General features: G+C 65.0%; 16 protein-coding genes. 13 read left to right on the top strand and 3 right to left on the bottom strand.

Translation table 11 applies throughout. From position 1 onward, the window contains the following. Positions 1–31: 31 nt before the first annotated feature. Positions 32–1027 carry a TRAP transporter substrate-binding protein gene (locus tag AB3L03_RS15730; protein WP_026233068.1) on the bottom strand — a complete coding sequence of 332 codons (996 nt, stop codon included), beginning with the start codon at positions 1025–1027 and terminating at the stop codon, positions 32–34. Between the two features lie 186 nt (positions 1028–1213). Between AB3L03_RS15730 and ugpB the strand changes: the two genes are divergently transcribed. From ugpB to AB3L03_RS15680, 10 genes are all read left to right on the top strand, one after another. After that, on the top strand, positions 1214–2554 hold the full coding sequence (gene ugpB, locus AB3L03_RS15725; RefSeq protein WP_026233069.1) for a sn-glycerol-3-phosphate ABC transporter substrate-binding protein UgpB: 1341 nt from the start codon (positions 1214–1216) through the stop codon (positions 2552–2554). Positions 2555–2708: 154 nt separating this feature from the next. After that, positions 2709–3656 carry a phosphotransferase gene (locus tag AB3L03_RS15720; RefSeq protein WP_247338302.1) on the top strand — a complete coding sequence of 316 codons (948 nt, stop codon included), beginning with the start codon at positions 2709–2711 and terminating at the stop codon, positions 3654–3656. A 260-nt stretch (positions 3657–3916) separates the two neighbouring features. Continuing rightward, complete coding sequence (locus AB3L03_RS15715; RefSeq protein ID WP_085349651.1) at positions 3917–5539, top strand: ABC transporter substrate-binding protein; 1623 nt, start codon at positions 3917–3919, stop codon at positions 5537–5539. A 297-nt stretch (positions 5540–5836) separates the two neighbouring features. After that, positions 5837–6850, top strand: coding sequence for an ABC transporter permease (locus AB3L03_RS15710; RefSeq protein WP_018456013.1), 1014 nt, complete (start codon positions 5837–5839; stop codon positions 6848–6850). 2 nt (positions 6851–6852) lie between these two features. Beyond that, positions 6853–7752 carry an ABC transporter permease gene (locus AB3L03_RS15705; RefSeq protein WP_018456014.1) on the top strand — a complete coding sequence of 300 codons (900 nt, stop codon included), beginning with the start codon at positions 6853–6855 and terminating at the stop codon, positions 7750–7752. A 103-nt stretch (positions 7753–7855) separates the two neighbouring features. Further along, entirely contained in the window at positions 7856–9601 is a 1746-nt protein-coding gene (locus tag AB3L03_RS15700) for a dipeptide ABC transporter ATP-binding protein (protein WP_368508883.1), read from the top strand. Positions 9602–9620: 19 nt separating this feature from the next. Next, positions 9621–9800: a DUF4089 domain-containing protein gene (locus tag AB3L03_RS15695; RefSeq protein WP_018456016.1), complete on the top strand. Its 180-nt coding sequence runs from the start codon at positions 9621–9623 to the stop codon at positions 9798–9800. Positions 9801–9807: 7 nt separating this feature from the next. Then, positions 9808–11205 carry an AtzE family amidohydrolase gene (locus tag AB3L03_RS15690; protein ID WP_368508882.1) on the top strand — a complete coding sequence of 466 codons (1398 nt, stop codon included), beginning with the start codon at positions 9808–9810 and terminating at the stop codon, positions 11203–11205. Between the two features lies 1 nt (position 11206). Further along, on the top strand, positions 11207–11599 hold the full coding sequence (gene hpxZ, locus AB3L03_RS15685) for an oxalurate catabolism protein HpxZ (RefSeq protein ID WP_007615793.1): 393 nt from the start codon (positions 11207–11209) through the stop codon (positions 11597–11599). 4 nt (positions 11600–11603) lie between these two features. After that, positions 11604–12326 carry a GntR family transcriptional regulator gene (locus tag AB3L03_RS15680; RefSeq protein WP_368508881.1) on the top strand — a complete coding sequence of 241 codons (723 nt, stop codon included), beginning with the start codon at positions 11604–11606 and terminating at the stop codon, positions 12324–12326. 109 nt (positions 12327–12435) lie between these two features. On the opposite strand, the gene atzF is transcribed toward AB3L03_RS15680, so the two are convergent. Continuing rightward, on the bottom strand, positions 12436–14253 hold the full coding sequence (atzF, locus tag AB3L03_RS15675; RefSeq protein WP_166520820.1) for an allophanate hydrolase: 1818 nt from the start codon (positions 14251–14253) through the stop codon (positions 12436–12438). 368 nt (positions 14254–14621) lie between these two features. On the opposite strand from atzF, the gene AB3L03_RS15670 reads away from it, so the two are divergent. After that, positions 14622–16472, top strand: a complete 1851-nt coding sequence (locus AB3L03_RS15670; RefSeq protein ID WP_368508880.1) for a feruloyl-CoA synthase — start codon at positions 14622–14624, stop codon at positions 16470–16472. 359 nt (positions 16473–16831) lie between these two features. On the opposite strand, the gene AB3L03_RS15665 is transcribed toward AB3L03_RS15670, so the two are convergent. Next, positions 16832–17338, bottom strand: a complete 507-nt coding sequence (locus AB3L03_RS15665; protein ID WP_018456022.1) for a MarR family winged helix-turn-helix transcriptional regulator — start codon at positions 17336–17338, stop codon at positions 16832–16834. An 83-nt stretch (positions 17339–17421) separates the two neighbouring features. Here AB3L03_RS15665 and AB3L03_RS15660 point away from each other — a divergent pair, with 83 nt between their 5' ends. Both AB3L03_RS15660 and AB3L03_RS15655 read left to right on the top strand, forming a co-directional pair. After that, positions 17422–18642, top strand: a complete 1221-nt coding sequence (locus tag AB3L03_RS15660) for a cytochrome P450 (protein WP_368508879.1) — start codon at positions 17422–17424, stop codon at positions 18640–18642. A 44-nt stretch (positions 18643–18686) separates the two neighbouring features. Then, a complete protein-coding gene (locus AB3L03_RS15655) occupies positions 18687–19898 on the top strand; it encodes an ABC transporter substrate-binding protein (RefSeq protein ID WP_085349656.1) in 1212 nt (403 codons plus the stop codon). The last annotated feature ends 137 nt before the right edge of the window (positions 19899–20035 follow it).

The raw sequence follows: 20035 nt of genomic DNA, 5'->3' as shown, positions 1-20035 counted from the left end.
GCTCGCTGTGTCCAAGCCCGGGCAAGAGGCTTCACTCCACCTTGCGAATGCGTTCGATCAGCGCGGCCGCGGCCGGATCCTGCCCGGCCTTGGCGTAGATCGCGACCATCGCGTCTTCGAACGGCTTGCGGTCGATATCCCTGACGATGGTGACGCCCGCTGCTTCCGCCTTGCGCTGCGACTGCTCCTCCAGGTCGCGCCATTTCTCGCGCATGAAGCGGCTGGAGCGCTGTGCGGCTTCCCTGAAGATGGTTTGCTCGTCGGCCGACAGGCTTTTCCAGGCCTTCAGCGAGATCACCAGCACTTCGGGGCTCATGGTGTGCTCGGTGAGGGCGAGATAGCCGGCATGTTTGTAATGGTCCGTCGTCACGTAGGATGGCCAGTTGTTCTCGGCGCCGTCGATCAAATGGTTGGCAAGCCCGGCAAGCACCTGCCCATAGGGCATCTCGACCGGCTCCGCGCCGAGCGCGCGGATCATCTGGCTCATCAACTCCGACTGCTGCACCCGGATCCGCAATCCCTTGAGGTCCGCGACGTTTCTGACCGGGCGGGCGCCGTTGTAGATCGATCGCGCGCCGGAATCGTAGAAGGCGAGGCCAACGAAGCCGTAGGGCTCGAAGCTGCCGAGGATCTCGCTGCCGATCGGCCCGTCCAGCACCTTCTGCATGTGCTCGATGGACCGGAACAGGAACGGCATCGCCAGCACGTTCATCGCCGGAACGAAATTGCCGATCAGCGCCACATTGGTCCGGTTGAGATCGATCGCACCGACCCGGGTCTGCTCGATGGTCTCCTTCTCCTCGCCGAGTTGGCGGGAGTGGAAGACCTTGACCTCGTGCCGACCGCCGCTGCGCTCGGCGATCAGGGCGCCCATGTAGCGCAGCGCCTGCACGGTCGGATAATCCTCGGTCTGGGTGTCGGCGGCGCGGAACTCACGCGCAGCAGCTCCCGTCGCGCAGAGGGCGATCAAAAGCGCGACGAAAACCACCCCGGTCCGCGTGCGTTCGGCACGGTTCAACACTGGCACACTCAACCCCTCAGTGGTGGAGTCTATGGCGGGAGGAAAAGGTTCAATGCAATCTAGCAGATGGTCGTGGGAAGGCCATCCCGCCGGGCGCCTCGACGTGATTGTGCGGCGCGGCCGGGGCTCATTCCCGGTTGAAACCGCAAATGCCGCGCCTTAAGCAGGGGCAGCCGCTTTCGTCGGTGCGGCATGGAAAGAGCCATCGTGACTTCAGCATCGCGCCTTTTGCAGGTCGTCGCCGCCTTTGCGGCGCTCTCCTTGGCCGCGCCGGTGCGTGCCGCGACCGACATCGCGTGGTGGCACGCCATGTCCGGCGAACTCGGCCGCCAACTGGAAAAGCTCGCCTCCGACTTCAACGCCTCGCAGCCGGATTATCGCGTGGTGCCAACTTACAAGGGCAGTTACACCGAGACGGTGACGGCCGCGATCTTCGCCTTCCGCTCGCGGAGCCAGCCCGCGATCGTCCAGGTCAACGAGGTCGCCACCGCCACCATGACCGCGGCCAAGGGCGCGATCTATCCCGTGTTCAGCCTGATGCGGGACATGAAGGAGCCGTTCTCGCTCAATGACTACCTTCCCGCGGTCTCCGGCTACTACACCGATGCGGCCGGCAATCTCTTGTCCTTCCCGTTCAATTCGTCGACGCCGATTCTTTATTACAACAAGACCATGTTCCGCGACGCAGGGCTCGATCCGGAGGCGCCGCCGAAGACCTGGCCGGAGCTTGGCGCTGCTGCAAAACGCCTGCGCGATCGCGGCGCGGTGTGCGGCTTCACCACCTCCTGGCCGTCCTGGATCCATGTCGAGAATTTTTCAGCCTTCCACAATCTGCCGCTGGCAACGCGGGCGAACGGCTTTGCCGCGTTGGATGCCGAGCTGACCATCAACAATCCGTCTCTCGTGCGTCACGTCTCCGAGCTCAGCGAGTGGCAGAAAACGAAAGTGTTCGACTATAGCGGCCGCGGCCAGTCGGCCGAGCCGCGCTTCCAGAACGGCGAATGCGGCATCTTCATCGGCTCCTCGGCGACGCGCGCCGACATCAAGGCGAATTCGAAGTTCGAGATTGGCTACGGCATGATGCCGTATTGGCCCGACGTGAAGGGTGCGCCGCAGAATTCGATCATCGGTGGCGCCACGCTGTGGGTGCTGCGCGACCGTCCGCGCGAGGAATACAAAGGCGTGGCACGATTCTTCGCCTATCTGTCGCAGCCCGGCGTGCAGGCCGCCTGGCACCAGAACACCGGCTATCTGCCTGTCACCCGCGCCGCCTTCGAGCTGACGCGCGCGCAAGGTTTTTACGAGCGCAATCCGGGCTCGGCGATGTCGTTCGAAGAGATCACGCTGCATCCGCCGACGGAGAATTCAAAGGGCATCCGGCTCGGCTCCTTCGTGCTGATCCGCGGCGCGATCGAGGACGAGCTGGAGCAGGCCTTTGCCGGCCGCAAGAGCGCGCAAGCCGCGCTCGATGCTGCGGTCGAACGCGGCAACAAGATCCTGCGCCAGTTCGAGCGCGCCAGCCCGGATAGGTAGGGGGAGGGATGGTAGCTCGGCGTTAAGGCGCAAGGCCGTTCCACAGCGTCATGGCCGGGCTTGTCCCGGCCATCCACGCCTTGGCCGCAGCACGAAGAACGTGGATGCCCGGGACAAGCCCGGGCATGACGAGCTCAACAGCCGTTAGGTTACGATGTCGATGCCACTCCCCCACCTCGCCGACGCGGCAAGCTTTCGCGCCTTTCGCGCCGACCCTCCGCGATGGCTGCCGATCGCACTCGACATCGCCCGCAGCCACGATCTCGATGCCAGCGCGCCGCACGTGTTTGCCACCGGCACCAATCTCGTGGTCGGGCTCGGCGATCGCCTGATCCTGAAAATCTTCCCGCCGCTGCTCCGCGCGCAGTTCGTCTCCGAGCACGGCTCGCTGGCCCAGCTTGCCGGTCGCATTGACTTGCCAATTCCCGAGATCGTCGCGGAAGGCGAGCGCGACGGCTGGCCTTATCTGATCATCACGCGCCTTGCCGGCACGCTCGGCTCGGAGGTCTGGCCGTCGTTGCCGGAAGCGCAGAAGGAGCGCGTGCTGCGACAGATCGGCGAGACCATCGCCGCCGTGCAGCGCGCGCCGCTCGGCTCACTCGCGCAGATCCAGCCGCGCTGGGACGACTTCATGCGGGCCCAGATGCAGGGCTGCAAGGCGCGGCACACGCGTCTCGGCCTGGCGCCGAAATTCCTCGCCGGCCTCGACGATCTCCTGCGTGATGCGGCCGCGCTCATTCCGATGGATGCGTCGCCGGTGATCCTGATCGGCGAATACATTCCGGAGAACTTCCTGCTCGCCCGCCACGACGATCAATGGTCTCTCGCCGGCCTGTTCGACTTCGGCGACGTGCTGGCGGGATGGCGGGACTACGATCTGCTCGGCCCTAGCGCCTTCATGGCAGCGGGCCGGCCGGGCAGGGTGCGCAACCTGCTCGAAGGCTTTGGCTATGCGAAGCTCGACTTCGCGCTCAAGCGACGGCTGATGGCCCTGATGCTGCTGCATCGCGCCAGCGACCTCAACAGCCACATCTGCATCGAGGGCTGGCAGGAGCAGGCGGATGATCTGGTCGAACTTCAGGAGCTGATCTGGCCGGGGTGACGGGCCGCGATCGATAGCCGCGCCACCTAGGGGCGAGACGCGCTCACGCAACAGGCTGGTATTCTCGAAGCATATTTTTTAGGCAAATATACCTGTTTGTATGCAATGTCCGACGGCTTGGCTTCTGATCGACGGCCCGGATAGCAGCCTTTTCCTATAAACATTTCATAGGCTTATGCTGGTTTAATCCTTGCTTAAGCCTTGGCACGAACCTTGCGAATCCAGTTCCAACCAGAAAACTTTTGTGTTGGAGCCATTCCATGAAGCGCCGCGATTTCCTCAAGTCCGTTTCCGGATTGGCCGCAGGCGCGGCGCTTCCGGCCATGCCGTCCGTGATCTCGTCGGCCAAGGCCGATGCGCGCTCGGAGACGCTGCTGATCGTCTCGGAAGGCGGCCCCAACAATCTCGATATCCACGGCGTCGGCACCAACGTGCCCGGCTATGAGGTGTCCTGGAATTGCTACGACCGCCTGCTCAGCCACGAGATGAAGACCGGCCCCGGCGGCGTGCCCTATTACGACCGCGACAAGTTCAAGGGCGAACTCGCCGAGGACTTCAAGATCGACGACATGTCGGTCACCTTCAAGCTGAAGAAGAACGCCAAATTCCACGACGGCGCGCCTGTGACCGCCAAGGACGTGAAGTGGTCGCTCGACCGAGCCGTCAGCGTCGGCGGATTCCCCACCTTCCAGATGAGCGCGGGCTCGCTCACGAAACCCGAGCAGTTCGTCGTGATCGACGACTACACGGTACGTGTCGACTTCCTGAAGAAGGACAAGCTGACGATCCCCGATCTCGCGGTGATCGTGCCCTGCATCATCAATTCCGAGCTGGTGAAGAAGAACGCCAGCGAGAAGGATCCCTGGGGACTCGAATTCACCAAGCAGCAGACCGCGGGCTCCGGCGCCTACAAGGTGACGAAGTGGACCGCCGGCACCGAAGTGGTGATGGAGCGCAACGACGATTGGGTCGGCGGCCCGCTGCCGAAGATCAAGCGCGTGATCTGGCGCATGGTGCCGCAGGCCGGCAATCGCCGCGCGCTGCTGGAGCGCGGCGACGCCGACATCTCCTATGAGCTGCCGTTCAAGGATTTCCAGGAGATGAAGGCGAGCGGCAAGCTCAACGTGGTGTCGCTGCCGTTCTCCAACGGCATCCAGTATATCGGCATGAACGTGACCAAGCCGCCGTTCGACAATCCCAAGGTACGTCAGGCGGTCGCCTGCGCGATTCCCTATCAGAAGATCATGGACGCGGTGATGTTCGGGCTGGCTAACCCGATGTTCGGCGCGCCCAAGGACAAGCCAACCGAAGTCGCCTGGCCGCAGCCGCACAAATACAACACCGACATGGACAAGGCGAAGGCGCTGCTGGCCGAGGCCGGCTACCCGAACGGCTTCGAGACCACGATCTCGTTCGACCTCAACTTCGCCGGCGTCAACGAGCCGCTCTGCGTGCTGGTGCAGGAGAGCCTGGCCCAGATCGGCATCAAGACCACCATCAACAAGGTGCCCGGCGCCAACTGGCGCACCGAATTGAACAAGAAGGAAATGCCGCTCTTCACCAACGTATTCTCGGGCTGGCTCGATTACCCCGAATACTTCTTCTACTGGTGCTATCACGGCAATAATTCCGTCTTCAACACCATGAGCTACAAGTCGGCGGAGATGGACAAGCTGATCGACGGCGCACGCGCGGCCGCCGCGACCGGCGACACCGCGACCTACGACACCGACGTGAAGGGCTTCGTCGACCTCGCCTACAGCGACATCCCGCGCATCCCGCTGTACCAGCCGTTCGTCAACGTCGCGATGCAGAAGAACATCAGCGGCTACCAATACTGGTTCCACCGGAGGCTGGATTATCGCGCGATGGCGAAGGGGTAAGGGGATGGCGGGCGAGATGGTCGCGTCATCGACTCTCTTTCTGAGTGAGGCGGCCACCGCTCTCTCATTCCATCTCCCCTTGTGGGAGAGGGGCAGGGTGAGGGGTAGCCACGAACTCCGATCTCGCTTGGGGCTCCCCCTCACCCTGCCCCTCTCCCATCGCAAGTCGGGCCTGCCCGACTTGCGCCAATCACCAATGCGCAACCGGGGTAGACCCCGGTTGCGTGGGAGAGGGGGCGCAGCGGAGCAGGTGGCGCGAACCCGCCCACAAACACAGAGCAGCAGGAGCGCAACCCCATGCTGACCATGATCGGCAAGCGCCTGATGTTCGCGATTCCTTCGCTGATCGGGGTCGTCATCGTCACCTTCCTGCTGACCCGCGCATTGCCCGGTGATCCCGCGGCGTATTTCGCCGGCCCCGCCGCAACGAAAGAAGCCGTCGAGCAGATCCGGAAAAAACTCGGCCTCGACAAGCCGCTGATCGAGCAGTTCTTTCGCTACACCAACGATCTCGCCCATGGCGATTTCGGCAACTCGCTCACGACCGGCCAGCCGGTCGCAGCCGAGATCCGCAACCGCCTGCCGGCCTCCGCCGAGCTGACGCTGCTCGGCCTCATCGTCTCGGTCGTGATCGCGATTCCGCTCGGCGTGCTGGCGGCGACGCGGCCGGGCTCATGGGTCGACCATCTCTGCCGTGTGACGACGACGGCCGGCGTCTCGCTGCCGGTGTTCTTCACAGGTCTGGTGCTGGTCTATGTGTTCTATTTCCGGCTCGGCTGGTCGCCCGCGCCGCTCGGCCGGCTCGATGTGTTCTACAGCGCGCCGCCGACAGTGACCGGCTTCTATCTGATCGACACCCTGATCGCGCGCGACTTCGAGGCGTTCCGTTCGGCATGCAGCCAGCTCATCCTGCCGGCGACGACGCTTGCGATCTTCTCGCTGGCGCCGATCGCGCGCATGACGCGCGCCTCGATGCTGGCGGTGCTGTCCTCCGAATTCGTGCGCACCGCGCGTGCCAGCGGCCTGTCGCCGGCGACCGTCATCGTCACCTACGCCTTCCGCAACGCGATGCTCCCCGTCATCACCACGCTGAGCATGGTGTTCTCGTTCCTGCTCGGCGCCAACGTGCTGGTGGAGAAAGTGTTCGCCTGGCCAGGCATCGGCTCTTACGCCGTCGAAGCGCTGATCTCGTCGGACTTCGCGCCGGTGCAGGGGTTCGTGCTGACCATGGCGGTGATGTACGTGCTGCTCAATCTCGTGATCGACATTCTCTATGGCGTGATCGACCCGCGCGTGCGGTTGGAGGGCTAATCATGAGCACCGTTGCGCCTGCTGTTGAACCCGTCGGCCCCGCGCGCACGTCGGGTCTCGTCGCGCTCCTCGACCAGACCCGCTACGTGCTCGGCGAGAACAAGGTCACCGGCTTTGCATTCGCGCTGCTGATCGTGATCCTCCTTGCCGCGATCTTCGGCCCCTATGTGGTGCCGTATGACCCGCTGGCGTCCGACACCGTGGCGTCGCTGAAGCCACCGTCGGCCGCGCACTGGTTCGGCACCGATCAATTGGGCCGTGACATCTTCAGCCGGGTCGTGGTGGCGACGCGGCTCGATACCTTCATCGCGGTCGCCTCCGTCGCCCTGGTGTTCCTGATGGGCGGGCTCGCCGGCATCGCGGCCGGCTATTTCGGCGGCTGGACCGATCGCATCGTCGGCCGCGTCGCCGACACCATCATGGCGTTCCCGCTGTTCGTGCTGGCCATGGGCATCGTCGCCGCGCTGGGGAACACCGTGCAGAACATCATCCTGGCCACCGCCATCGTGAACTTCCCGCTCTACGCCCGCGTTGCGCGCGCCGAAGCCAATGTCCGCCGTAACGCCGGCTTCGTGCAGGCCGCGCGTCTGTCCGGTAACGGCGAATTCCGCATTCTGCTCGTGCATATCCTGCCGAACATCATGCCGATCATGATCGTGCAGATGTCGCTGACCATGGGCTACGCCATCCTCAATGCCGCCGGTCTCTCGTTCATCGGCCTCGGCGTCCGTCCGCCGACGGCCGAATGGGGCATCATGGTCGCCGAAGGCGCCGGCTTCATGGTGTCAGGCGAATGGTGGATCGCGCTATTCCCGGGCCTCGCTTTGATGATCGCCGTGTTCTGCTTCAACCTCCTCGGCGACGGCCTGCGCGACATCGTCGACCCCCAGCGGAGGACGTGATGGCTGGGTTAGGCGTACTTTTTCGCTCGAAATTCCCCAATGAAATCAACCTCATTCTACTGTGCATGGGGTTGTTTTCGCCATTTTTAGTTGGGAGGTGCCCATGACCGCCCCGCCGCTGCTCGACGTCCAGGACCTTACCGTCGAATTCACCACCCGCCGCGGCATCGTCAAGGCGGTGCAGCACGTCAACATTTCCGTCGCCAAGGGCGAGACGCTTGCGATCGTCGGCGAGTCCGGCTCCGGCAAATCGGTGACGTCGTATGCGGTGATGCGCATTCTCGACCGTGCGGGGCGGATCGCCGAAGGCTCGGTGATGTTCTCGGGCATCGACGTCAAGGCCGCGACCGAAGACCAGATGCGCGATCTGCGCGGTCGCGAAGTCTCGATGATCTTCCAGAATCCGCGCGCCGCGCTCAACCCGATCCGGAAGGTCGGCGACCAGATCGAGGACGTGCTGCGCACCCATGTCCAGCAGGCCATGGTTTCGGACCGCGGCGAGAAGGCGATCGAGGCGCTGGAGCAGGTCAAGATCGCCCGCCCGCGCGAGCGCTATCACGCCTATCCGTTCGAATTGTCCGGCGGCATGTGCCAGCGTGTCGTCATCGCGCTCGCGCTCGCCTGCAATCCGCAGCTACTGATCGCGGACGAGCCGACGACCGGATTGGACGTCACCACGCAGAAGGCGGTGATGGATCTGATCGTGGAATTGACCAAGCGCAAGGCAATGTCCACCATCCTGATCACGCACGATCTCGGCCTCGCCGCTGCTTATTGCGACCGCGTCGTCGTGATGGAAAAGGGCAGGGTGGTCGAGACCGCCAAGGCCGCCGACATCTTCGCCAACCCGCAGCACCCCTACACCAAGAAGCTGATGCGCGCGACGCCGCGGCTCGGCGTGAGCCTGCGGGATCTGTTGCCGGAGGAGGAAGGCTCAGCCGTCGTGGCCGGGCCTGACCGGGCCATCCATCAGGCTTCGCAGGACGAGGCCAGGAAGAGCGGGCAGCCCCTTCTCCTCATCGACAAGCTGGTCAAGGAATATCCCCGCCAGGGCGCCACCGCCACGCTCGGCAAATTGTTCGGCCGCAAGCCGCCGGTCGAGCCGGACGTGTTCCGCGCCGTCGACGGCATCAGCTTCTCGATCGGTCACGGCGAGAGCGTCGGCCTGGTCGGCGAGTCCGGCTGCGGCAAATCGACCACGTCGATGATGGTGATGCGGCTGCTGGATCAGACCTCGGGGCTGATCCAGTTCGACGGCGAGGACATCGGCGGCATCGCGCCCGCCGGCTTTGCCCGGCTGCCGCAGCGCAGCCGCATCCAGATGGTGTTCCAGGATCCGACCGACAGCCTCAACCCGCGCTTCACCGCCGTGCGTGCCATCGCCGATCCCATCATGCAGCTCGGCGACGTCAGGGGGCGCGACGCGCTCCGCGCCCGCTGCGAGGAGCTCGCCACCATGGTGGGCCTGCCGCACAATCTGCTGGATCGCTTCCCGCACCAATTGTCGGGCGGCCAGAAAGCCCGCGTCGGCATCGCCCGCGCCATCGCCCTGCACCCGAAACTGGTCATCCTGGACGAGCCGACCGCCGCGCTCGACGTTTCGGTCCAGGCCGTGGTCCTCAATCTGCTCCAGGACCTCAAGGCCCGACTAGGTATGAGTTATCTGTTCGTCTCGCATGATTTGAACGTAGTGCGCTTGTTGTGCGATCGTGTCATTGTCATGCGGTCGGGTCGAATCGTCGAGGAAGGATCTTCCGAGCGGGTCTTGAGCGATCCGCAGGACGACTACACCAAGGAGCTGCTGACGGCGATCCCGCATCCGCCGCTGCAGACACAGAGCGCACACTGAGAGCTTGTTTGGGAGCGTGATGGCCGAACCGTTGGACGATTATATCGACGCTGTCACCAAAGCGTTGGCGTTGCCCGTCGAGGAAGCATGGAGGGCGTCCATCCGCGCCAATCTCGAGGTCTCGCTGCGGCTCGGCCGCCTCGTCGACGAATTCGCGCTGCCGGACGAGACCGAGCCGGCGCCCGTGTTCACGGTCTGACGCCGCCATGACGACCAAGCCAGAGATGACGGCCTCCGAGATCGCGAGCGCGGTTGCGGGCCGCAAGATGTCCGCGCTCGATGCGACCGAAGCCGCGCTTGCGCGCATCAAGCAGCACGACACCATCCTCAATGCGTTTACCGACATCACCGCCGATCGCGCCCGCGCCAAAGCGCGCGCAATCGATGCCGATATCGCCGCCGGCAAGTCCGTCGGCCCATTGGCCGGCGTGCCGTTCGCGGTGAAGAACTTGTTCGACGTCGCAGGCCTCGCCACGCGCGCAGGCTCGAAGATCAACCGCGATCGCGCACCCGCCACGCGCGATGCCACGCTGATCGAGCGGATGGAAGCGGCCGGCGCCGTGCTGGTCGGTGCGCTCAACATGGGTGAATACGCCTATGACTTCACCGGCGAGAACGTCCATGACGGTCCCTCGCGCAATCCGCATGACACGACGCGGATGAGCGGCGGCTCCTCGGGCGGATCCGGCAGCGCCGTCGGTGGCGCGCTGGTGCCGATCGCGCTCGGCTCCGACACCAACGGTTCGATCCGCGTGCCGTCCTCGTTCTGCGGCATCTTCGGCCTGAAGCCGACCTATGGCCGGCTCTCGCGTGCGCGTTCGTTCCCGTTCGTCGCGAGCCTCGATCATCTCGGCCCGTTCGCGCGCTGCGTCACCGATCTCGCGCTGGCCTATGACACGATGCAGGGGCCGGATGCGGACGACGCCGCCTGCACCACCACACGTGGTCTGGAGCCGACGACACCGCTGCTTGCCAATCCGGTGTCCGACCTGCGCATCGCGATCGCCGGCGGCTACTTCCAGAAAAATTTGTTTCCGGAAGCCGTCGAAGCCGTCAGCCGCGTCGCCAAGGCGCTGGGTGCAACGCGCGTGGTGGACGTGCCCGAAGCCGCGCGCGCCCGCGCGGCGGCCTATGTCATCACCACCACCGAGGGCGCCTCGCTGCATCTCGATCGGCTGCGCACACGCCCGAACGATTTCGATCCTGCCGTGCGCGACCGGCTGATCGCGGGCGCCATGGTGCCGGCGCCGCTGGTCGACCGCGCGCAAAAATTCCGCCGCTGGTATCGCGCGCAATTCGCGGAGATTTTCAAATCCGTCGACGTGCTGATCGCACCGGCGACGCCATGCACCGCGCCGAAGCTCGGCCAGGTCAATTTCAATCTTGGCGGCGTCGAGATGCCGGTGCGCGCCAATATCGGCATCCACACCCAGCCGATCTCGTTCATCGGCCTGCCTGTGGTCGCCGTGCCGGTGCCGCTCGATCCGCTGCCGATCGGCGTGCAGATCATCGCCGCGCCATGGCGCGAGGACATCGCGCTGCGCGTCGCGTACGCGTTGGAGAAGATGGGCGTCGCCGCCGCGCCCAGCCCAAAAGGATTTTGAGATGGAGATCGATCTCCCCGACGTGATCGCGGACGTCAAAGCCGCATTCGAGCGCTATGAGCAGGCCCTGATCACCAACGACGTCGCGGTGCTCGGCGAGCTCTTTCGCAACGATCCCCGCACGCTGCGCTATGGCATCGGCGAGAACCTCTACGGCTATGAAGCAATCTCCGGATTCCGCGCCGGGCGCTCGCCGGTCGGCCTCAATCGCCGCACCGCGAAAACCGTGATCACCAGCTATGGCCGCGACACCGCGGTCGCCTCCACCCTGTTCTATCGCGACACGATGCCGGGTAAGGTCGGCCGGCAGATGCAGACCTGGGTAAAATTCCCGGAGGGCTGGCGCGTCGTCGCCGCCCATGTCAGCATCATCGACGAGTCGAAAGAGACCTGACCGTATGACGCTTGACGATCTTCCGCCCGGAACGCTGCCGGCCGAACCGGCGGTGCCGCGTGTCGACCGGGGGGCGCCGTCAGCGCACAAGGTCACGCGCGCCGAGGAGCTGCGCCTGCAGCTCGCCGACGAGATCGTGCGCGGAGCTCTGCCACCCGGTGCGCCGCTTGACGAGACCGACATCGCGCGCCGCTTCAGCGTTTCGCGCACGCCGGTGCGGGAAGCCCTGCGTCAGCTCGTGGCAAGCGGCCTCGTCGAAGCGCGCGCTCATCGCGGCGCGGTGGTGGCGCAGCCCTCGTTCGAACGGCTGACGGGCATGTTCGAGGCCATGGCGGAGCTTGAGGCGCTGTGTGCGGGTCTTGCCGCCGAGCGCATGTCCGCCACTGAGCGTCACGGCCTGGAAGCCATCCACGAAGAACTGCGGGTGTTGAGCTACGCCGGCAATCCCGAGCGCTTCCACGAGGTCAACGAGCGCTTCCACAACGCGATCTATGCGGGATCGCAGAACGGCTACATCGCCGAGATCACGCTGGCGACGCGCGTGCGCGTACAGCCGTTTCGCCGCGCCCAGTTCCGCAATCTCGGCCGTCTCGCCAAGTCGCAAGCCGAGCACGACCGCGTTGTCGTCGCCATCATGCGCGGCGACAAGCAGGGCGCCGCCGCCGCGATGCGCGCGCATATCGAGCTGGTGCGCGGGGAGTACGAGATCTACGCGGTGTCGGTTTAGGGGCGCGCGCAGGTTGCGTAGGGTGAGCAAAGGCGCAAAGCGCCGTGCCCACCATCTCCCCAAGCTGACGGTGATGGTGGGCACGTTTCGCTTTGCCCACCTACGAGACCTACGCTGTCGTAGCTTCCGCCATATACTTCCGCCAGCCGCCATACGCGGTGATGTCGCGAGCCTCGCCCAGCACCTCGGGCTCGACGAGAAATCCCTTCACGCTGCGGCCATCGGCCAGCCGCACCGTGCCGATCGCCATCGGCGCGGGAATCGCGTTGACGAACTTGCCGAAGGCGGACGACGACAGCGACCAGATTTCCAGCTCGATCGACGCGCCCTTGCCGGCCTCGACGCGCAGCATGCCCGGCTTTGGCGGCGTGGTCTTCAATGCGTAGAGCTTGTAGTCCGCCGCGGTCCTGGTTGCCTCGATCAGCTGGCCGTTCAGCGCTTTCAGTTCGCCGTTCAGCGCCATGCCGGACAGATGCGCGCCGACCACGGCGATGGGAATCTCGTCGACGCCGCTTGCGGCAAGCGGCGCCAGCGAGGCTTGCACGACGCCCTTTGCGCCAAGCGTCAGTTTGGTATCGGCATGGAACACGCGGCCGATGCTGGCGAGCAGCGCATCGTGCCCGGTGGGTGCAAGAATTGTGATGCCGAACGGGATGCCGTCGGCGCGCATCGCCGCCGGCAGCGCGAGACCACAGAGATCGAGCAGATTGACAAAATTGGTATAGGTGCCGAGCCGGCTGTTGAGCTCGACCGGATTGGCCCGCACCTGCGCGGTCGTATAGGCCGTCGGCGCCGTCGGCAGCACCAGCGCGTCGATATTGGTGAAGGTGCGTTCGGCGATCTTGCGCAGGCCCTGCAGACGATAGAGCGCGGAGAAGGTGTCCGTCGCCGTCAACCGCGCACCGGCCGCGGTGATCTCGCGCGTCACGGGATGGATCGCCTCCGGTGCCGAGGCGAGCAGGTCGCGAATCACGAGATAGCGCTCGGCCACCCACGGTCCCTCGTAGAGCAGTCGGGCCGTCTCATAGAACGGCTCGAGGTCGAATTCGACGAGCGTTGCCCCAAGCGCGGTCCAGCGCTTCAGCGCCTCGGCGTAAGCCGCTTCCGCCTTCTTGTCGCCGAAGAAGATCAGCTGTCCGCTGCGTGGCACGCCCAGGCGCAGGTTTGCCGGGAGCGGGGTGATCGCGCCAAGCGGCCGGTCGCGCGAGAACGGATCTGCCTGATCGGGACCTGCCATCACGGAGAGCGCCAGCGCGGCGTCGTCGACCGTCAAAGCGAATACCGAGATGCAGTCGAGCGTCCGGCAGGCCGGCACCAGGCCAGCGGTCGAAATCATGCCGAGGCTCGGCTTGAGACCGACGATGTTGTTGAGCATCGCCGGCACGCGGCCTGAGCCGGCGGTGTCGGTGCCGAGCGACAGTGGCACCAGCCCGGCGCCGACGGCGGTGGCCGATCCCGAGCTCGAGCCGCCGGGAATGAGGTCCTCGCGGATCGCGTTTCTGGGGATGCCGTGGGGCGAGCGCACGCCGACAAGGCCGGTCGCGAACTGGTCGAGATTGGTCTTGCCGATGATGATCGCGCCGGCGGCGCGCAGCCGCTGCACCGCGGTCGAATCATGTGTCGGGGTATACGAGAAGGCCGGGCACGCCGCGGTGGTCGGAAATCCCAGCGCGTCGATATTGTCCTTCACCACGACCGGCACGCCATAGAGCGGCAGGCTGGCGGCGTCCTTGGTGGCGAGCTTCTCGGCCTCCGTGATCGCGTCCTTTTCGTCGCGCAGGCTGATGAAGACGGCGGGGTCGTTGTGGTCGCGGATGCGCTGATAGGTGCGCGCGACCGTCTGCGCCGGTGTGAGCGTGCCCGCGCGATGCGCGGCCACGATCGCGGCGACCGTTTCAGGCTGCTCAGCCCCCATTTCAGCCTTCATGGCGACAAATCTCCGGCTACGTCTCTTCACCCCGATCGAAGCAAGCGATGTGCCATTGTGTACAGAATCCGGGCAGGACAAGTGCTGCGGATATTACCGAGAGATCAGTGGCTTGTGGGATATTTCGAGCTCCGGCGGACCTTCGTGTCAGCGCCCTGTTACGAGCATTTGCGCAAATAATAGGCAGCTAGATCAGGTGCAGCCAGCAATCCATGCCGCGGATGCGCGGCGACCAGCCCTTTGAACGGCGGCGGGCCGTCCCACCTGGCCCCAGCTTGCGCCCCAACAATTGTCGTGGCCAACATGCTGGCCAACGCGGTCCGCGACGAGGCTGCGACCGGTCCCGGCTTCCGGGCGAGGAGGAAACCATGACAGCCGCCCCACGCGGTGATGCTTCGAGCCTGTTTGCGACACCCAGAACCGTTGCCGAGCATCGCGCCGACGGCAGCATCGTGCTGCGCTCGCCCGAGCCTCTGCGCGATGGCGCGCGCTGCGTCGGCGACTGGCTGGAGCAATGGGCGCGGCAGAGGCCCGACGCGATTTTCCTCGCCGAGCGCAGCAGTGCCGAAGCGCCATGGAGCACCGTTACCTATGCGCAGGCGCTGCGCCAGGTGCGCGCGGCGGCGTCCTGGATTCTGGCGCACGGTCTCGGCGCGGAGCGCCCGCTCGCGATCCTCTCCGAGAACAGCATCGATCATGCGCTGCTGGCACTGGCGGCGCAGCATGTCGGCGTGCCCTCGGCGGCGATCTCGCCGGCCTATTCCCTGATGTCAAAGGACTTCGACAAGCTCAAGAGCATGATCGCGTTGCTTGAGCCCGCCGCGATCTATGTCTCCGCGACGAGGCCGTTTGCGGCGGCGCTGGCCGCGATCAAGCCGCTGCATAGCGCGCAGATTATCAGCGGCAATGCCGACGATGCCGATGCGCTGGCCTTTCGCACTATCGCGGCAACGCCCGAGAGCCCCGACGTCGCAAAGGCCTTCGCCGCGGTGACGCCCGATACGATCGCAAAACTCCTGTTCACTTCGGGCTCGACCGGCACGCCGAAAGCCGTGATCAACATCCAGCGCATGCTGACGTCCAGCCAGCAGGCCAAGGCGCAGACCTGGACTTTTCTCGAACAGGCGCGCGACGATCTGGTCATTCTCGACTGGCTGCCCTGGAGCCACACGTTTGGCGCGAACCACAATTTCAATCTCGTGCTGCGCAATGGCGGCTCGCTCTATATCGACGGCGGCAAGCCGGCGCCCGGTCTGTTTGCGATGTCGCTCGCCAATCTCAGAAGCGTGATGCCGACGGTCTATTTCAACGTGCCGCGCGGCTTCGACATGTTGATCGCGGCGCTGCGCGGCGACGAGGAGCTGTGTCGCCGCTTCTTCAGCGAGGTGAAATTCGCGTTCTACGCCGGTGCGGCGCTGCCGCAGAATCTCTGGGATGCGCTGGAAGAACTCTCCGTCAAGACTGGTGGCCGCGCGATGCCGATGGTCTCGGCCTGGGGCTCGACCGAGACGTCGCCGCTGGCCACCGACTGCCATTTCCTCGCGGAGCGCTCGGGCAATATCGGCGTGCCCATTCCCGGCACCGAACTGAAGCTCGTTACCTCCGGCGACAAGCTGGAGGTGCGCGTGCGCGGCCCCAACGTCACGCCGGGCTATTGGAAGGCGCCGGAGCTGACCAGGCAGGCTTTTGACGACGAGGGCTTTTATCTCATCGGTGACGCCGTGAAGTTCGCCGATGCGAACCGGCCCGAACGCGGCCTATTCTTTGACGGCCGCGTCGCGGAGGATTTCAAGCTCAATTCCGGCACCTGGGTCAGTGTCGGCACACTGCGCCTCGCCGGCATCGCCGCGCTGGCGCCGCTCGCGCAGGACATCGTCGTCACCGGCCATGGCGGCGACGAGGTGCGCTTCCTGGTGTTTCCGAACATCGCTGCGTGCCGCGCGCATGCCGGCCTGCCCGAGACCGCAGGCGTGAACGACGTGCTCGCGCATGAGAAGATCAGAGCCGCGATCGCGCGGGGGCTGGCGAAACTGAAGCAACACGGCGCCAACTCCTCCGGCCATGCCACGCGTGCCCTGCTGCTCGCCGAGCCGCCGTCGGTCGACGGCGGCGAGATCACCGACAAGGGCTACATCAACCAGCGCGCGGTGCTGACGCGCCGTGCCGATGCTGTGGCGCGGTTGGATGACGATGCGCCGGGCGAGTGGATCGGGGTGTAGCGCTTGGGCCTGTGCCCCGGACGCAGCGCAGCACGCAGTGATGCGCTGCAGAGCCGGGGCCATTCTTCGTGATTGGCATCTATGGATCCCGGCTCTGCGCAGCAGCGTTTCACGCTGCAGCGCGTCCGGGACAAGAGAGCTCGGCAAACCCAACTACGCCAGCCGCCCTGCCGCATTATGTTGCACGATTCTTTTGTTGCCCAAGCAACTAATTTATGCGAACCGTTCCAGACACGGATGACGGCGGGAGGAACCGCCGCGTCGGATCGGAGGAAGCTATGCTCGGCAGAGAGGGTGCCGCCGGCGAATGTTGGCGCATGCCTGGAAATGACAGGGCTCAGCGCCCGCTGTGTGGCCCGTCAGGTCTCGGTGCTGCCGGTCACCGCGCCGAGATTTTCATGCAGGCGGCGCAACAGGTCGATCAGCACCTCGCGCTCGTCCTTGTCCAGGCAGGACAACAGGCGCCGTTCGCGCTCGAATGCAGCGACGATCACCTTGTCATGGATGGCGCGGCCCTTCGCCGTCAGCGAGATCGAATGGGTGCGCCCGTCATTGGGATCGGTACGGATCGAGATCAACCCCCGCTTTTCCAGGCCGGCCAGCGTCCGACTCACCGGGCCCTTGTCGAAACCGATGACGTGGCAGATGCGCGAGGCGGGAATGCCGGGCTCGATCGCGAGCAGCGACATGATCCGCCATTCCGTGACGTTGACGCCGAACTCTCGCTGATAGAACGCGGTGGCGCTGTTCGAGAGCTTGTTGGCGATGAAGGTGATGAACGCGGGGACGTAGCGGTCGAGATCGAGCGTCGGTCCCGTCTCGGCGGGCGCAGGTTTCTGGCGGGCTCTGGTCGAAGGCGGCGGCATGTTGGGATTCTGTCTCGCGGCGTGTCTGGAGACCTAAAGGTAAGCGCGGCCCTTTCACAAGATCAAAATGAGGGAGGACTTCCATGAGCACTTCCAGCTCCCAGGAAATTAACGGTTCGTCGGCCGTCCCGCATCTCGACGTCGATCCGTTCGCGATGGATTTTTTCGCCGATCCCTATCCCACGCATGAGCTGCTGCGGGAGGCGGGACCTGTCGTCTATCTCGACAAGTGGAACGTCTATGGCGTGGCGCGCTATGCCGAAGTTCATGCCGTGCTGAACGATCCCGCAACGTTCTGCTCCAGCCGCGGCGTCGGCCTCGCCGATTTCGCGAAGGAGACGCCGTGGCGGCCGCCCAGCCTGATCCTTGAGGCCGATCCTCCCGAGCACACCCGCACCCGCGCCGTGCTCTCAAAGGTGCTGTCGCCGACGGTGATGAAGGGGCTGCGCGACCGCTTTGCCGCGGCAGCGGAAGAGCGTGTGGACGCGCTGCTGGAGAAACGCAACTTCGATGCCATCACGGACCTTGCCGAGGCCTATCCGCTGTCGATCTTCCCAGATGCGCTCGGGCTTAAGCCTGAGGGACGCGAGAATCTCATTCCCTATGCGAGCCTGGTGTTCAACGCCTTCGGCCCGCCGAACCAGTTGCGCAACGAGGCGATCGCGCGCTCGGCGCCTCACCAGGCCTACGTCACCGAGCAGTGCCAGCGGGACAGCCTCACGCCCGGCGGCATCGGCGCCTGCATCCACGCCCATGTCGGCGAGGGTGCCATCACCGCGACCGAAGCGCCGCTGTTGGTGCGTTCGCTTCTGTCAGCGGGCCTCGACACCACCGTCAACGGCATCGGTGCAGCGGTCTACTGTCTCGCGCGCTTCCCTGAGCAGTGGCAGCGCCTGCGCAACGATTTTACGCTGGCGCGCAACGCTTTCGAGGAGGCCGTTCGTTTTGAAAGCCCGGTGCAGACCTTCTTCCGCACGACCACGCGCGAAGTCGAACTGTCAGGCGCGACCATCGGTGAGGGCGAGAAGGTGTTGATGTTCCTGGCGGCTGCCAATCGCGATCCGCGGCGCTGGGACAAGCCCGACAGCTACGACATCACCCGCCGCACGTCCGGCCATGTTGGCTATGGCTCAGGTATTCACATGTGCGTCGGCCAGCTGGTCGCGCGGCTCGAAGGCGAGACAATGCTCGCGGCGCTGGCCCGCCGGATCGCAAAGATCGAGATCATGGGCGAGCCGCAGCGCCGCTTCAACAACACGCTGCGCGGGCTCGACAGCCTGCCTGTGAGCATCACGCCAGCCTGAGGCTGTCGTCATCGCAAACAACAAATACGACAGGGGAGGGAACAATGAAGAACTTGAAGTGGACGCTTGCGCTGGCCGCGAGCCTGATTGGCGGCGCGGCAAATGCCGAGATCTCGGACAATGTCGTGCGCGTCGGCGTGCTCAACGACATCTCCGGCATTTTCCAGGACACCAACGGCATGGGCTCGGTCGAGGCCGCGCGCATGGCCGCTGAGGATTTCAACGGCGGCGGCAAGGGCATCAAGGTCGAGATCGTCTATGCCGATCACCAGAACAAGGCCGACGTCGGCAATGCAATCGCGCGCAAATGGCTCGATGTCGAGGGCGTCGACGCCATCGTCGACGTGCCGAACTCGGCCGTTGGCCTCTCCATCAACACGCTGCTGCGCGATAGCCGCATGACGTTCCTCGCGTCGTCCACCGCGAGCTCCGATCTCACCGGCAAGGCCTGCTCGCCCAACACCATCCAATGGGTCAACGACGCCTGGGCGACCGGCAACACCACGGCGGCCGCGATGATGTCGCGCGGCGGCAAGGACTGGTATTTCCTCACGGTTGACTACGCACTCGGCAAGGGCATCGAGGCGGAAGCCCAGAAATACATCGAGGCGCATGGCGGCAAGGTGTTGGGCTCCTCCAAGCATCCGCTCGGCACGTCCGACTTCGCGTCCTTCCTGTTGCAGGCGCAGGGCTCGAAGGCCCAAGTGATCGGGCTCGCCAATGCCGGCGGCGACACCATCAACGCGGTGAAGCAGGCGGCCGAGTTCGGGATACAGCAGGGCGGACAAAAGCTCGTCGCCTTCCTGCTCTTCATCAACGACGTCCACGGCATGGGCATCAAGGTCGCGCAAGGGCTCCAGCTCATGGAGGCCTTCTACTGGGACATGAACGACGACACCCGCGCCTTCGCCAAGCGCTTCGCGGCGCGGCCCGGCATGAACGGCAAGATGCCGAGCGGCAACCAGGCCGGGGTCTATGCCTCCACGCTCGCTTATCTCAACGCGGTTGCCGTCACGGGCAGCGACAATGCCAAGGACGCCGTGCCCGAGATGAAAAAGTTCAAGGGCAAGGACAAGCTGTTCGGCGACACCACGATCCGCCAGGACGGCCGCGTCGTGCATCCGATGTATCTGTTCGAGGTGAAGAAGCCGGAGGAGTCGAAATATCCCTACGACTATTACAAGCTGGTCTCGACGATCTCTGCGGAGCAGGCGTTTCGACCGCTCACGGAAGGTGGGTGCGAGCTGGTGAAGTAGGGGCGGCGATCGCGCCTCACTTAACCTCTCCCCGCTCGCGGGGAGAGGTCGGATCGCTCTTGCGATCCGGGTGAGGGGGTACAGGTCTCACCAATATCTCGTTCGCGGAGAGGCCCCTCACCCCAACCCTCTCCACG

The sequence above is a fragment of the Bradyrhizobium lupini genome (genome assembly GCF_040939785.1).
Lineage (GTDB): Bacteria > Pseudomonadota > Alphaproteobacteria > Rhizobiales > Xanthobacteraceae > Bradyrhizobium > Bradyrhizobium canariense_D.
The sequence above is the reverse complement of the archived record's forward strand: the minus strand, read 5'-3'. Positions and strand labels throughout refer to the sequence as shown.